Annotated in this window: 15 protein-coding genes; 6 read left to right on the top strand and 9 right to left on the bottom strand. The window is 48.0% G+C overall.

Features of this window, described 5'->3' with window-relative positions; genetic code table 11:
• Window positions 1-2: 2 nt before the first annotated feature.
• On the bottom strand, window positions 3-392 hold the full coding sequence (locus ACXMYH_RS00965) for a zinc ribbon domain-containing protein (RefSeq protein ID WP_215702572.1): 390 nt from the start codon (window positions 390-392) through the stop codon (window positions 3-5).
• A gap of 23 nt (window positions 393-415) precedes the next feature.
• Complete coding sequence (locus ACXMYH_RS00960; RefSeq protein ID WP_486555333.1) at window positions 416-1,045, bottom strand: lactate utilization protein; 630 nt, start codon at window positions 1,043-1,045, stop codon at window positions 416-418.
• Window positions 1,046-1,351: 306 nt separating this feature from the next.
• On the opposite strand from ACXMYH_RS00960, the gene ACXMYH_RS00955 reads away from it, so the two are divergent.
• The 3 genes from ACXMYH_RS00955 to ACXMYH_RS00945 all read left to right on the top strand — a co-directional run bounded on the left by ACXMYH_RS00955 (window position 1,352) and on the right by ACXMYH_RS00945 (window position 3,358).
• The gene (locus ACXMYH_RS00955; protein ID WP_243019601.1) at window positions 1,352-1,591 is read left to right on the top strand and encodes a hypothetical protein; all 240 of its coding nucleotides are present in this window, start codon (window positions 1,352-1,354) and stop codon (window positions 1,589-1,591) included.
• A gap of 173 nt (window positions 1,592-1,764) precedes the next feature.
• Window positions 1,765-2,154 carry a thioesterase family protein gene (locus ACXMYH_RS00950; RefSeq protein WP_021905862.1) on the top strand — a complete coding sequence of 130 codons (390 nt, stop codon included), beginning with the start codon at window positions 1,765-1,767 and terminating at the stop codon, window positions 2,152-2,154.
• 163 nt (window positions 2,155-2,317) lie between these two features.
• Window positions 2,318-3,358: a DNA-3-methyladenine glycosylase family protein gene (locus ACXMYH_RS00945; protein WP_486555332.1), complete on the top strand. Its 1,041-nt coding sequence runs from the start codon at window positions 2,318-2,320 to the stop codon at window positions 3,356-3,358.
• Window positions 3,359-3,469: 111 nt separating this feature from the next.
• On the opposite strand, the gene ACXMYH_RS00940 is transcribed toward ACXMYH_RS00945, so the two are convergent.
• The 7 genes from ACXMYH_RS00940 to ACXMYH_RS00910 form a co-directional block, all read right to left on the bottom strand.
• Window positions 3,470-4,501: a 3-deoxy-7-phosphoheptulonate synthase gene (locus tag ACXMYH_RS00940; protein WP_486555331.1), complete on the bottom strand. Its 1,032-nt coding sequence runs from the start codon at window positions 4,499-4,501 to the stop codon at window positions 3,470-3,472.
• 340 nt (window positions 4,502-4,841) lie between these two features.
• Window positions 4,842-5,522, bottom strand: a complete 681-nt coding sequence (locus tag ACXMYH_RS00935; RefSeq protein WP_329752584.1) for a DUF554 family protein — start codon at window positions 5,520-5,522, stop codon at window positions 4,842-4,844.
• 103 nt (window positions 5,523-5,625) lie between these two features.
• Complete coding sequence (gene rpoN / locus ACXMYH_RS00930; RefSeq protein WP_486555330.1) at window positions 5,626-6,951, bottom strand: RNA polymerase factor sigma-54; 1,326 nt, start codon at window positions 6,949-6,951, stop codon at window positions 5,626-5,628.
• Window positions 6,952-7,139: 188 nt separating this feature from the next.
• Complete coding sequence (locus tag ACXMYH_RS00925; RefSeq protein ID WP_329752582.1) at window positions 7,140-8,465, bottom strand: SLC13 family permease; 1,326 nt, start codon at window positions 8,463-8,465, stop codon at window positions 7,140-7,142.
• A gap of 48 nt (window positions 8,466-8,513) precedes the next feature.
• Window positions 8,514-9,404 (bottom strand): 3-hydroxyacyl-CoA dehydrogenase family protein, encoded by an 891-nt coding sequence (locus ACXMYH_RS00920; RefSeq protein WP_118532659.1) that lies wholly within the window; start codon window positions 9,402-9,404, stop codon window positions 8,514-8,516.
• A 55-nt stretch (window positions 9,405-9,459) separates the two neighbouring features.
• Window positions 9,460-10,647, bottom strand: coding sequence for a thiolase family protein (locus ACXMYH_RS00915; protein ID WP_329752580.1), 1,188 nt, complete (start codon window positions 10,645-10,647; stop codon window positions 9,460-9,462).
• 201 nt (window positions 10,648-10,848) lie between these two features.
• Entirely contained in the window at window positions 10,849-11,073 is a 225-nt protein-coding gene (locus tag ACXMYH_RS00910; RefSeq protein ID WP_486555329.1) for a hypothetical protein, read from the bottom strand.
• Window positions 11,074-11,170: 97 nt separating this feature from the next.
• Between ACXMYH_RS00910 and ACXMYH_RS00905 the strand changes: the two genes are divergently transcribed.
• The 3 genes from ACXMYH_RS00905 to ACXMYH_RS00895 all read left to right on the top strand — a co-directional run bounded on the left by ACXMYH_RS00905 (window position 11,171) and on the right by ACXMYH_RS00895 (window position 14,064).
• Window positions 11,171-11,953 (top strand): enoyl-CoA hydratase/isomerase family protein, encoded by a 783-nt coding sequence (locus ACXMYH_RS00905; RefSeq protein WP_486555328.1) that lies wholly within the window; start codon window positions 11,171-11,173, stop codon window positions 11,951-11,953.
• A gap of 39 nt (window positions 11,954-11,992) precedes the next feature.
• Entirely contained in the window at window positions 11,993-13,195 is a 1,203-nt protein-coding gene (locus tag ACXMYH_RS00900; protein ID WP_486555327.1) for a CaiB/BaiF CoA transferase family protein, read from the top strand.
• Window positions 13,196-13,278: 83 nt separating this feature from the next.
• On the top strand, window positions 13,279-14,064 hold the full coding sequence (locus ACXMYH_RS00895) for an acyl-CoA dehydratase activase (RefSeq protein ID WP_118532669.1): 786 nt from the start codon (window positions 13,279-13,281) through the stop codon (window positions 14,062-14,064).
• The last annotated feature ends 5 nt before the right edge of the window (window positions 14,065-14,069 follow it).

The raw sequence follows: 14,069 nt of genomic DNA, 5'->3' as shown, positions 1-14,069 counted from the left end.
TCTTAAAACCTCTTTCCACACTTCGGGCAATAGTCAAAATTTTCTTTCGTCTCATAGCCACAGTTTGAACACCGCTTCACCGGCACATCCCAGGCCGGGGCATCATGCCCCTCTGAAACAAGGGTAAGGTCTTCCTCCCGGATCGGCACATCCTCTCCTGCGGCGATCCGCTTTCCGACTTCCTCGTCCAGCTGGTAAACGGTCCCGCAGCAGCTTGTCTTCACATAATATTTCCGTCCCCATTTGAAGATCGGAATAAAGAAAAAGGACAGGCACATATAGGTCATAAACACCTGATACCGTCCATATCTCCCGCAGCGGCCACAGATCATCGCCGCCGCGTTATAAACCAGTTCTTTTGTCCCCTGAGTAATTCCGCCAATAAAAAACATTGGGTTCCTCCAGTAATCTTATTTTAATAGCCTAAATTTTCCCCAACGATCACAACCTTGATCCGTCCGTCATATCGGGATCTCCGTGTAACAACGATCGAACAGCACATACAGTCGGGGGACTGGCAGTCCATGCAGACTCCCTTTACACCACATGGCGTTTTCCGGCCGGTAGCATCTGCAATGATCGGGCAGACCTGCGTCTGGATCCGGTCAATCCCATCCTCAATACTCCGCACCAGCTTATTCATTCCGACAACAATGATCACCTGCCTTGGTCCATGGATCAGACAGGCCACACGGTTTCCCGCACCGTCAATATTGACCAGTTCGCCTTTTACAGTGATCGCATTCGTTCCCATAAGGAAACAGTCCGCACTGCAGGAGCCGAGATATGACGGATTTCCCATCGTCTCTTTATCTTTCATCGGATAATCCCGCATCTCATGCCCGGATTTTTCCAATTCAGCCAGGATTCCCAGCTCCCGGATCGATGCCGAGCCGCCCCAGCCGATGGAAGCGCCAGGTTCGATCAGCGAGAGGACCGTTTCCACTGCCGCTTTCTTATCCCGGCAATAGATCCCCTCTATATTTCTTTTTTTCAAATTACAGATGACATTTTCTGCCATCCGTTTTTTTGCGTCCTCCAGCATTGTATCTCGCTCCTTTACAACTGCTGACCATCGTTTTGCCGATGCTTCGCATTCCAGATCGGCAAAATCCACCGCTGTATTGAGCAGAATTTTCAGTTCGGAAAATTCCGATCCGTATACAGCAACCACTTTCTCAGTGCTAATTGTAGCATACTCTTCCCATATCTTGCAATTCCTGCTCAAATATTTTATACTGGAATCCATCAGCATGTTACTGTTTGTGCCTTGCGCAAACAGTGGCACCGGCGTCCATTTGACCCGCTGCGTGACTATCCGAAACACAATTTTAGGAAAGAGGAAAATATTTTGAGTATAAACCCAATGATGTTTCTGCAGTTCAAAAACTCCTGGCAGACCTTTACCAGAAACCACCCGAAATTCCCGGCTTTCTGGCGTGCGGTCTACAAACATGGCATTCAGGAAAACATGATCATCGAATTTAAGGTTATCGAACCGGATGGCAAAGAACTCGCCTCCAACATCCGTGTGACCAAATCCGATCTGGAGCTTTTTGAGAATCTGAAAAAAATGATCACAAACCAGTAAGTCTTTTTCTTGCAATTCGTGTACGAGTATTCTATACTTTATATGTCAGTGTCAGGCAGGAAAACGCCGCTCTGACCACACTTTCCCGGTTTAAATCCCGGATCTTCGCTGTCACTGTCAGGATCTCCGGTATTGTAAACTGTGGTATTCATTTAATCATGGAGGACAAACTTATGCTGGAAACTGGAATAAAAGGAAGACAGGAAGTTGTTGTCTCTGACGCAAACTCCGCAAAAACAATGGGAAGCGGCACACTCGACGTGTTCGCGACACCGGCTATGACCGCTTTAATGGAAAAGACTGCCTGGATGAGCGTTGCTGATCAGCTCGACGAGGGCTGCGGTACCGTGGGTACACTCTTAAACGTAACACACGACGCACCGACACCGCTTGGAATGACCGTATGGTGTGAGACTGAACTTGTCGAAGTCGACGGACGCCGTCTCGTATTCGATGTTGCCGCTTATGATGCCAAAGGAAAAATCGGCGGAGGCCGCCACGAGCGCTTCATTATCCAGAACGAGAAGTTTCAGGCGAAAGCGAATAAGAAGGCTGAGCAGTAATTTTTCTTCCGCCAGACTGAAATATGCAATTCATTTTTACCACCCGCTGGAATTTCCTGCCGGGTGGTATTTTTGATACCTGCAGTTCCCGCACTTTGCATCGAACTTCGAATACTTTCCCACTTTATCCGGGAACTATTTCATACATCTTTATGGAGACTTTATGATCACAAAAGCTTTAAAAAACTTCAACATCCGCCAGATTGCCGACTCCGGTCAGTGTTTCCGCATGGTTCCGTGTGATCCGAATCGTTCACAGACGGCTTACCGGGTTATCAGCGGCAGACATTTTCTCATCATAGAACAGCATGGAGATGAGGTGACTTTCCACTGTCCAAATGATGAGTTCGCATTCTGGGAACATTATTTTGACCTTGAGACGGATTATGATGCTTATATCCGGGCGATCGATCCGATGGATGATTATCTCTCGAAGGCGGCAGCTTTCGGCAATGGGATACGGATCCTGAATCAGGATCTCTGGGAGATGATCATTACGTTTATTATCTCACAGCAGAAAACGATTCCGGCGATCCGGGCATTGGTGGAAGCGCTGAGCGAAAAATATGGAACACGGCATAAAATTCCGTCAGAGTGCAATTTCCGTACCCACACGTCAATTCTGCCCAACGTGCAGTTTTCCGATATATCCGCAGGGCAGCATGCTTCTGCGACTTTTCAGAAACAGTTATCTACATCCGCCGCACCAGCAATCACAGATCCTTCATCCGGATATTATTATGCTTTTCCATCCCCTGAAGAGTTAAACCGCGCCTCTCTGGATGATCTTCTCGCCTTAAAGCTCGGCTACCGCGCCAAGTACATCAAGCGGACCTGCGAGGACATCTGCTCCGGAAAGCTGGATCTTGACCGCCTGATGAAACTGAATTACGCTGACTCCATGGAAGTTCTCCTCTCCTGCTACGGAATCGGCATCAAGGTCGCCAACTGCATCTGCCTCTTCGGCCTGCATCATATCAGCGCTTTCCCGGTAGACACCTGGATCAAAAAGATCCTGCTGCGGGAGTATGCCCCGAAAAGCTGCTGTACCGGACATGTTCCCGAAACACGGCTCTGCGAGGCGCTGATTGAAGAAAATTTTTCGAAATATCCCGGATTTGCGGGTGTGCTGCAGCAGTATATTTTCTTTTATGAGAGAGAACTTTCACGGAAAACACTGCAGGATACGAGCGAAATCAAATAAAAAGCCACCGGAATGGTAACTTTCGTTCTTCATTCCGATGGCTTTATAATCGCTCTATTTACTGTTCTCAGTGTACTCTTTCCGCGCGCTGATACCGATAATTTCTATCTCTTATTTGATCTCATCCGCAATGTCATAGATCAGCTTCTCTGTATCATCCCAGCCAAGACACGGATCCGTGATGGATTTTCCGTAAATATGCTCGCCGATCTTCTGGCTGCCCGGCTCTAAGTAGCTCTCGACCATAACGCCCTTGATAAAGTTGTGGATCTCCTCTGAGTGACGGCGGCTGTGAAGAACTTCCTTCACGATACGGATCTGCTCCATATAACGCTTGTTGGAGTTGGAGTGGTTTGCGTCAACGATGCAGGCCGGATTCAACAGTTCCCGCTCCTGATACAGGCTGTAGAGAAGCTCCAGATCCTCGTAGTGATAGTTCGGCAGACACTGGCCATGTTTGCTGACTGCGCCTCTTAAGATCGTGTGTGCAAGCGGATTGCCCTTTGTCTCAACTTCCCATGTGCGGTAAATAAAATCGTGGCCATGCTGGGCTGCATAGACTGCATTTAACATAACCCCGAGGTCACCGCTGGTCGGGTTCTTCATTCCGACCGGAACGTCCATACCGCTGGATACAAGGCGGTGCTGCTGGTTCTCAACAGAACGCGCGCCGATCGCAACGTAGGAAAGTACATCGGAAAGATAGCTGTAGTTTTCTGGGTACAGCATTTCGTCAGCGGTTGTAAATCCATAATCCTTGATTACGCGCATATGAAGCTTACGGATTGCAACAAGTCCCTCATACATATTCGGCTTCTTCTCTGGATCCGGCTGATGAAGCATTCCCTTATAGCCGCCGCCGGTGGTACGCGGTTTGTTCGTGTATACACGCGGGACGATCACGAGTTTATCCTTTACCTGCTCATTGACCTTCGCAAGGCGGCCCATATACTCGCATACAGCGTCCTCTCGGTCCGCGGAACACGGTCCGATAATTACAAGGAACTTTTCGCTCTTTCCTGTGATGACATCCGCGACTTCTTTATCTCTTGCCGCTTTTAATTCCACACACTCCGGTGTCAGCGGGAATTCCGCCTTGATCTGTGCCGGTGTCGGAAGTAAACTTTTGTAATTGAATGACATGATTTTCTCCCTCAAATGTATTTTTCTCACGACAATTTACCCTGTACCGAGTCCGGTAACATCAGGCTGCCGCATCCCTGACCGCGTATTTTTATTTCCGCACTTTATCGCTTTTAACTGCTGACGTGCTCATTTCTAAAAATGTCCCGCGCTGCACACATGTCAATGCGGGATATTTGTTATTATAGTACACATCTTTTGAGACTTCAAGTATTTATGTCTCTATATTTTATTTTTTTCGACACCGCTATTGTTACTTGTTCACGCCCTACTCAAACAGTAACCCGCCGCGCTCTTAATTCTGCAGTCTGTAAAGAGAACTCCTTCGGACTGTGAAATTTTACATATATTTCGTCCAGAACATACTGATAAAAAATACCAGTACCAGCGACGGAATATAATCTGCCACCGGCGGATTTTTAAGCTTCGCGATCCGCAGCGCGTTTAAGAGCTGGATTAGGCCGCCGCAGGCTGAAAAATCCCCGATCATCTCAGCCGTCAGATGCGGCATCAGGAATTCTGAGAGACCATAAAAAATCATCAGCATGATCCCCAACGGGATACTGATGAGTGATAGAACCCATCCGCTGCTCCCTGCAAAAAATATTGACGCAACACAATCCATGATCGTCTTTGTCATAAGCACGGTTGTGTCTCCCTCAAATCCCAGTGTCAGTGCGCCAATGATTCCCGTGGTGCTGATACAGTATAAGGTAAAAGCAACCAGAAGTGTCTGTGCTGTTTCGCTTCCACCGGTTGCCGGAAGAAGCTTCGAGATATTCGCAAGCCGTCTGTCAATTCCAATGATATGGCCGATCGTACCGCCGATCAGGAGTGCCAGCACCGCTGCCGACATATGGACCGCTTTTCCCAATAGTCCCACACCGACCGCCGCCGAGATTACTGACAGAGCAAGATTGATGCTCTCATTTAAAGATCCCGAAATATGTTTCTTCATCGCGCACCCGGCAAGTGTTCCAACGATCACACCGGCTACATCAAGTAAAATTACAGATGGCATATGGTATTCCTGCGCTTTCTATTTTTTCCACAGATTCTGCTGTTCCAATGATCTTTAAAGCTTCTTTAAAAAGATCATCCACTCATCCCGCTCACCGGTTTCCTCAACCATCCTTCCTCTGGAACGCCCCACCGATTCCCAACTCCATACGGTATTTGGCAACCGTACGTCTTGAGATCGGCATTCCGGCATCCTGCAAAAGTCCGGCAAGCTGTTCATCGCTCCACGGTTTTTTCCTGTCCTCCGCAGAAACGAGTTCCTTCAATTTTGCTTTCACGGCATTTCTGCTCACGTCGCCATTCCCATCTCCCGATGGAATCCCTGTTGTAAACAGGCTCCGGAACAGGAAACAGCCCGACGGTGCCCTCAGATACTTGTCACGGATCGCTCGGCTGACCGTAGACTTGTGGATCTTTAGGGCATCAGCGATCTCCTCCAACGTCATCGGCTTTAACTGCCCCGTTCCGAGGAAGTACGGCTCCTGGCGTTTCAGTATCTCTCTGGTGATGCCTGTAAGTGTCTCCCGCCGCTGTTCCACCGCATTTATAATAAACCGTGCCCTTCGTAACTTATTTTCAAAGTATGACTTTAATTCCTGATCCTGAGCCGTTTCCATCATATGGATATAGTAGTCATTACTCTGAAGATTTCCGGTCCATTTATCATTCAGCTCGATGTTCCACACCCCGTCCTGATGGCTTAAAAGAACATCCGGGACAATATACTGGGCCTTATCACCACCGATTCCGTTCAGAGGGCGCGGATTCAGCCCTTTAATGACATGGATCATCTTCCGCACTTCCGCAGATGAGAGTTTCAGCGCCCTCGAGATCGTACTGATCTTTCCCTCCGCGATATTCTGAAGATGATGTTTTATCATTTCGGACAAGATCTCTTCCTCATCCATCCCCTGAACCTGAATCAGAAGACATTCCTCAAGTCCGGACGCAAAAATCCCCTGCGGCTCCAGCTCCTTCAGCATGGACAGAACCTTCCCGGCCTGTTCTTCCGGAACATTTAACCGTTTTGCGATCTCCGGAACCGGAATCAGAAAATATCCGCTCTGTTCTATGGACTGTACGCAGAAATCCACGATCTTCCGATCCGTTTCGCTGATCTTCTTCCAGTGAAGCTGCATGTTTACCAGATCCTCAATGGACTTTTCGCTGTCCTCGATCTCATACAGCTCATTCTCCCGACTGTTTTCCCGTTCTGTACCATTATAAAACCGTTCCGTCTCCTTATATGTAACAGGCGCAGCTTCCTCTCCGCGCTCTGCCGAAAATTCCAGCAGTGGATTTTCAATTTCTTCCTTCTGCAGAAAATCCTTTAATTCTGTCATGGACATTGCAAGAATGTTTAAGGACTCCACCTGCATCTGTGAGAGTGCCTGTTTGGTCTGCAAGGAAATTCCTGCTTTCAGTTCCATTATTAAACCTCCGCTTTCCCATATTTCATCTTTTGCAGTCTTTTATGACCATTTTCTGTAAATTATAGTATACCACTTTTAAGCGGCTTCCTGCAAGGTCTCTTTTCCGGTCTGAAACCGCGCAAAAAAGCCGCCATAAAATCGCTATACGACTCTATGGCAGCTTTAGATCTCAATTTAAACTGTTTTTAGAAATATACTACACATGCCAGGATCGATACCAGAACGACCGTGATGAGGAACAGTGGTCCACCGATCAGACCGAAGTCTTTCCAGGTATATCCTGCAGGAAGGATCTGCATGTTTACAGCTGTACCGATCGGAGTTGCAATCGCAAGGTTTGTTCCGATCGCAAGGACTACGCACCACGGAACCGGGCTGATTCCCATAGTAAGCGCCATGGAAATAACGATCGGGGACATCAGAGCGGCAACGGTACTGTTCTGCAGGAACAGAGTCAGAACGCTGGAAAGTACACAGATAACAACGGTTAAGACAACTACGGATGCGTTTGCACCGCCGAACATATTGAGGACTGTGTCAGCGATAACTGCGCCGCCGCCGGAAACATCAAGTCCGGTACCAATGGCTGTTACAGCGCCGATACAGATCAGGATATCCCACGGAAGATCACGGAGAGCTTTCTTTACCGGCACGCAGCCTGTCAGGAAAAGAACTACAGAACCGAGCATAGCGATATTCGCGATGTTGAAATAGCTCTTAAACGGTTTATATCCACTTGCAATAAACAGAACGATACATGCCGCCATGACAACTAATGATACGGTTCCCTTCCATGCCGGTACATTTTCCTTATCTTCTGTGGATAACAGTTCCGGATTTGCGAAGGCATTGTTCTTATCAAAATCCGGGCTGCCCGGCTTTAATACCTTTTCAAGAAGTGTATAACCGATAGTTCCCCAGAAGATAACCTGTACAATAGCAACCGGTCCCATGATCTTTGTCATTTCGAACACGCCGAAACCTTCTTCAAATCCGGCTGTTCCCATTAACACACCGTTAACGACCGGCTGTGATACGGAACCGACTAATGTACATCCACCGCCAATGATACAGGCAATACCTGCTGGGAAAATTACCATCTTGGAACGGATCTTTCCGTTGGATCCTGCTGCGATGGATGCAATGATCGGCATCCACATTGCAATAGTTCCAGAGTTGGAAAGGAACGCACTCATGAGTGTACAGATAATAACAACAGACATAATGAACACACGCTCATTTTTTGCCAGTGGAGTCGCCGCAATCTTTGCGCCAAGCTTCTGGGCAACACCTGTCTGGAACAGGGCATCACCGACGATACACATGCCGGCTACCATAACAACGGTACTTCCGCCGAATCCGGAATAGATCTGTGACAGCTTCATCTCTGGGATCAAAATACCCATTGCTAATGCCGCGGCACAGGATACCACGCTCATGGCAAATTTATTGCTGAAAAACAGTATCATCGTGATAAAGGTAATGATAATCGCTATTGTGCTGGATGACATAATATTGTACCCCCTTCTTCCAGCCGGTCTTCCCGGCCGGTATTGTATTTATTTTTTGCTATCCGAATAATCGTACCAACCTTTTCCTGTCTTTCTTCCAAACTCGCCTTTCTTGAACTTTTCAATTACCAATGGGTTTGGCGCGTCATACGGATCATGACTCTCTGCGTAACGGTCTACACGTACATAATAGTTTACATCGATTCCTGTAAGATCCATCAGACGGAACGGTCCCATCGGATAATTCAGACCCTTTTCGCAGGCTGTATCGATATCTTCCACGGAAGCAACTCCCTGCTCTAAGAGAGATAACGCTTCATGGACAACAGCTGCATTGATGCGGTTTACAACAAATCCCGGAACCTCTTTATGTAAAACGATCGGGGTTTTTCCTGTATCAATGGCAAACTGTCTTGCTGTTTCCGCTGTCTCATCAGATGTATGCGGACCTTTTACGATCTCAACAAGCTTCATCACGAGTGCCGGGTTAAAATAATGGATATTTAACAGGCGTTCCGGATGCTCTGTCACATCTGCGAGCTTCGAGCTTACGATATTGGAGCTATTTGTGCTCAGGATTGCGTCCGGCTTACAGATCTTGCTGATACGGGCAAATAATTCTCTCTTTGTCTTCAGATCCTCAATGATCGCTTCGATCACAAGATCTGCTTCCTTTGCTGCCTCATCCACATCGCCGTTAATAACAAGACTTGCAGCTACCTTGTCTGCCTCTTCCTGGGTCAGACGTCCTTTTGCGACACGTCCGGCAAGATAATCCGCTGCCCATTTTGTTGCTTTCTCGATTGCTGCCGGGAAGCTGTCGCAAAGAATAACCTTGTAGCCTTTCTCCCGTCCGTTGAGTGCTGTGTTCATCGCGATCTGCTGTCCCATGGCGCCTGCACCGATGACAGCAACGGTTTTGATATTTTCTGCTTTCATAACATTTTACCTCACACCATATAATTCTCAAGATATAAATTGTTAATTTTTCTCCCTACACCATTTCGATCAGTGTAGCCATCGACTGTCCACCGCCGATGCAGAGTGTTGCAAGACCACGCTTCCCTCCTGTTCTCTTTAAATTGCTTATCAGAGTCACAATCAATCTTGCTCCCGTGCATCCAAGCGGATGTCCCAGTGCGATCGCGCCTCCATTGATATTGACTTTCGCCGGATCTAACTTGAGATCCCTGATGCAGGCAACTGCCTGTGCCGCAAAGGCCTCGTTTAATTCCACAAGATCAAGGTCATCAATGGTCCAATTATTTCTATCTAAGATCTTATTTGTTGCTACGACAGGTCCGTATCCCATGATCTCCGGATCAAGGGCAGCAGCCGTCACGTCAACGATCTTCGCAATAGGTTTCACTCCTGTTTCTTTTACCTTTTTTCCGCTCATTAAGACCAGACAGGAAGCACCATCATTTAAACCGCAGGCATTTCCGGCTGTTACGGTTCCATCCGGTTTTACAATCGGTCTCAGCTTCGCAAGGATCTCCATGGTCGTTGTCGGTTTTACAAATTCATCTGTGTCAAAGATAAATGTATTTTTCCTTTCCTTTACCTCGATTGGAACGATCTCATCTTTAAAATACCCCATCTCGATGGCTTTTGCGGCGCGGTGCTGGCTTTCCATGGAAAAGGCATCCTGCTCCTCACGGGTAATGTGGAAACGTTCCGCAACATTCTCCGCCGTTCTCGACATGCTGAGTTCACTTCCGTATACGGAATACGGCTGAGCGGTTGTTCCAGCCTCAACATTGGAATCTACCAGCGTATTCTTGTTTCCGCCCCAACGTGTTCCACGAAGGTAAATCGGTGCACGGCTCAGGTTTTCGGTACCGCCCGCAACAATACAGTCAGCATCTCCCAGCCAAATCTCCTGACATCCGGAATTGACTGCCTGCATAGCTGATGCACATAATCGATTTACAGTAAATCCCGGGATTGTCTCCGGAAGACCTGCTTCCAGAAGAGCTGAACGTGCGATATTGGAAGCTTCTGTGCTCTGACGTACTTCTCCAAGAATTACCTCGTTGATAATATCCTTCTCGATGCCCGCGCGCTTAACAGCTTCCTTTATAACTTCCGCAGCTAATGTGTGAGCTGGAACATTCTTTAATGATCCGCCGTATTTACCGATTGCAGTTCTTACTCCACTGACGATATAAACTTCTTCCATCTCTAAAATCCTCCTGTTAAATTGCACATTGCTTGTCATGCTCTCTGCTCTCTTTATTGAGCAATTACTGTGCCAATTTTTCGCATTCTTTCTCATTTTTTCTTTTCCACACATCAAAAACATGCACTGATCTGTTTCTCTTCCTTATACATGTCAATTCATCTTTTTCTTCCATCTCTTTTTCTCCGTGTTGTATTCCGCTCATTTTTTGTCTGTTTCCACCATCCCGCCTCTCCTGTGTGCATGGGAAATGATTTTCTTGCACAATTCCCTGCACATGTTTGTGCATATATGTGCAATGTTTGCACATTGATTGCACATATTTATTTTTTGTGCATTTTTATCTTTTCTCAACAGTTCTTCTGTTTTCCCCTCTATATAGAAATGACCAGCCATTTTAATGCCGATTCCATTCTTTTCCGCCATTCTTTCCAAACTTGGCACACATCTTGCTATATAGATGGTTAGATAAAAACGCAAAGGAAACTCGCCTGATTCAGGCAAACGAAAGGAGATCTATTACATGGGATTTGAAAATGTTCTCTATGAGATAAACGACGGGATCCTCTATCTGACACTCAACCGGCCGGAGGCACGTAACGCTTTGACCCCGGGAATGTGGAAGGATATCCAGGCAGCCGTTGAGATGGCACGTTTTGATGACAATATCAAAGTCGTGATCGTCAGTGGATCTGGCGACAAGGCACTCGCGAGCGGTGCCGATATTCAGGAGATCCATGATCGTGAAACTTTAAAAATGTTAGAGGGAATTTCTACTATCGCCTTAAAACAGCTGGAAGACCTCTATAAACCAGTTATCTGCGCTATCAACGGATACGCCCTCGGCGGCGGATGTGAACTGGCAATGGCCTGTGATATCCGAATCGCCACGAGCCGTTCCAAATTTGGACAGCCGGAAACAAATTTAAGTATTATCCCGGGAGCCGGCGGAACCCAGCGTCTTCCGCGTCTTGTAGGTGTCGGACGTGCGAAGGAACTGATCTACACGGGCCGCATCATTACCGCTGAAGAGGCTAAAGAAATCGGCCTTGTCAATCAGGTAACCGGCGATACCCGCGAAGAACTGATGGAAGCTGCGAGAGCGATGGCGATGAAGATCATGAAGAAAGGACCGATTGCGATCACCATGGCGAAGATGGCAATCAACGTGGGCATGGACACCGATATCAACACTGGTCTTCTCTTTGAACGCGTTGCCCAGACTGTGGCATTTGCGACAGATGACAGAAAAGAAGGTACTGCGGCATTTCTTGAAAAACGTGATGCCCATTTTACAGGACGATAAGAAGATATGACATTTATCATTTGAAGGAGGATATGATTTATGAAACCGTTGGAAGGCATTAAAGTAGTTGAACTTTCCACCATGCTGGCTGGCCCGATGACCGCACGCATCCTGGCTGAATGGGGCGCTGATGTAATAAAAGTAGAGTCCACAAACGGTGATGCCTGGAGAGATCAGGCCGGAACCTCTCTCTCCCCAAAGACAGACATCGCCAATCCAAACTTCGATATGCAAAACTTGAATAAGCGCTTCCTTTCCATCAATACAAGAACTGTTGACGGAAAACAGGCACTGATGAAGCTTCTGGAGACAGCCGATGTATTCTTAACAAACTACCGCGTGCAGGCTCTTGAGAAAATGGGACTTACATATGATCAGTTAAAAGGCGCTTACCCGAAGCTCATCCATGCTTCCGTCCTCGGATACGGCGAGAAAGGTCCGGAAAAAGACCGTCCCGGCTATGATTACACCGCTTTCTGCGCAAGAACCGGTCTTCTGGCAGATATGGCCCCGGCAGGAGGTCCACCGATGATGACAGTTGCAGGCTTAGGTGATCACAGTGTTGCCGTAGCTCTTTCTGGTGCCATCGCCGCAGCACTCTTCCGCAGAGAACGCACCGGCGAAGGTGAGAAGGTCGACGTTTCCCTCCTCCAGATCGGTACCTTTATCTTATCCACCGGACTCTTAAATGGTTTCAACGGACGTAAGTTCCCGAGAACCCATGCGGACTGCAGCCATGCCTGCAGTAATACCTACCAGGCAGCCGACGGCGAATGGCTATATCTGGCCATTGTGGATTACCGCCGCTTCCCGGAATTCTGTCAGGTTGTAGGTCTTCCGGAACTGGCAACGGATCCGAAATTTTCCACATCCACTGCTTATTATGCAAACAAAAAGGAACTGGTTGCCATTCTCGATGAGAAATTTAAAGAGCATCCGCTTCCTTACTGGCATGAACTCTTAAATGCCCATGACCTGCCGCACGAAGTCCTTGCACATTTCAAGGATGTTCCGGATGATCCGCAGGTCATCGCAAACAATTATGCTTACCACTATGAATACTCCGACGGAACGAAGACCGTCTTCACAAACGGTCCGTCCCACTTCCGCTCCATCGATCCGGACAAGATCCCGCACAAGATCTCCGGGCCGATCGGATGTGATACGGCTGCGATCTTAAAAGAACTTGGATATGATGACGAAAAGATCAAATCCATGTACGAAGCAGGCGATATCCGCTAATAGATCCTTTGCCAGACAGGGCAGCCGGAATACCCCCCCCATTTCAGTCTCCGGCTGCCACTCCATATCAAGGAGGAATCTTTATGTATACATTAGGAATCGATATCGGTTCTACCTCCAGTAAAACGGTTATTCTGGAAGACGGCATCAAGATTGCCGCCCATGTCGTTATCCCGCTCGGAACCGGCACCATCGGTCCAGAGACGGCATTGGACGAGATTTTCAGGCAGTCCGGAATCTCCAAAGACCAGATCACATACACCGTAGCGACTGGTTACGGACGTTTAACCTGTCCAGAAGCCAACGCCCAGATCAGCGAGTTGAGCTGTCACGCAAAAGGAATCCATTTTCTTCTTCCACAGGTGGACACCGTCGTCGACATTGGCGGTCAGGATGCCAAAGCGCTCACTATATCTCCGCAGGGAAAGCTTGCCGCTTTCCAGATGAATGACAAGTGTGCCGCCGGAACCGGTCGTTTTCTCGATGTCATGGCGCGTGTCTTAAATGTCCCAATCGAACAGCTCGGTCCTTTATCCGAGACCAGTGAACATCCCGCTACCATCAGCAACACCTGTACCGTATTTGCGGAGTCTGAAGTCATCAGCCAGCTATCTGCCAAGGTTCCGCTTGCTGATATCGCTGCTGGAATCCACAATTCTGTAGCCAAGCGTGTCGCAGGTATGGCTCTCCGGCTGGGACGTCCCGGCTGTATGGCCATGAGCGGCGGCGTTGCGTTAAATACCGGTGTTGTCCGGGCCATGGAACGCGAGATGGGGTGTCCGATCCTTGTTGATCCTTTATGTCAGTCCGCCGGCGCCATCGGCGCAGCCGTACTGGCTTATGAAAAATTATCGAAATCAAAGGAGTGAATATT

This window comes from Pilosibacter sp. NGB245 (genome assembly GCF_057397225.1).
Note: the sequence above shows the minus strand (reverse complement) of the source record. Positions and strands in the feature narration are given on the sequence as shown.

Coding starts and splice junctions, on each gene's coding strand:
- ACXMYH_RS00940 (WP_486555331.1), bottom strand. CDS start 4,501: ATGTCATTCAATTACAAAAGTTTACTTCCGACACCGGCACAGATCAAG.
- ACXMYH_RS00920 (WP_118532659.1), bottom strand. CDS start 9,404: ATGAAAGCAGAAAATATCAAAACCGTTGCTGTCATCGGTGCAGGCGCC.
- ACXMYH_RS00960 (WP_486555333.1), bottom strand. CDS start 1,045: ATGCTGGAGGACGCAAAAAAACGGATGGCAGAAAATGTCATCTGTAAT.
- ACXMYH_RS00905 (WP_486555328.1), top strand. CDS start 11,171: ATGGGATTTGAAAATGTTCTCTATGAGATAAACGACGGGATCCTCTAT.
- ACXMYH_RS00910 (WP_486555329.1), bottom strand. CDS start 11,073: ATGGCGGAAAAGAATGGAATCGGCATTAAAATGGCTGGTCATTTCTAT.
- ACXMYH_RS00900 (WP_486555327.1), top strand. CDS start 11,993: ATGAAACCGTTGGAAGGCATTAAAGTAGTTGAACTTTCCACCATGCTG.
- rpoN (WP_486555330.1), bottom strand. CDS start 6,951: ATGGAACTGAAAGCAGGAATTTCCTTGCAGACCAAACAGGCACTCTCA.
- ACXMYH_RS00945 (WP_486555332.1), top strand. CDS start 2,318: ATGATCACAAAAGCTTTAAAAAACTTCAACATCCGCCAGATTGCCGAC.
- ACXMYH_RS00935 (WP_329752584.1), bottom strand. CDS start 5,522: ATGCCATCTGTAATTTTACTTGATGTAGCCGGTGTGATCGTTGGAACA.
- ACXMYH_RS00965 (WP_215702572.1), bottom strand. CDS start 392: ATGTTTTTTATTGGCGGAATTACTCAGGGGACAAAAGAACTGGTTTAT.
- ACXMYH_RS00895 (WP_118532669.1), top strand. CDS start 13,279: ATGTATACATTAGGAATCGATATCGGTTCTACCTCCAGTAAAACGGTT.
- ACXMYH_RS00915 (WP_329752580.1), bottom strand. CDS start 10,647: ATGGAAGAAGTTTATATCGTCAGTGGAGTAAGAACTGCAATCGGTAAA.
- ACXMYH_RS00925 (WP_329752582.1), bottom strand. CDS start 8,465: ATGTCATCCAGCACAATAGCGATTATCATTACCTTTATCACGATGATA.
- ACXMYH_RS00950 (WP_021905862.1), top strand. CDS start 1,765: ATGCTGGAAACTGGAATAAAAGGAAGACAGGAAGTTGTTGTCTCTGAC.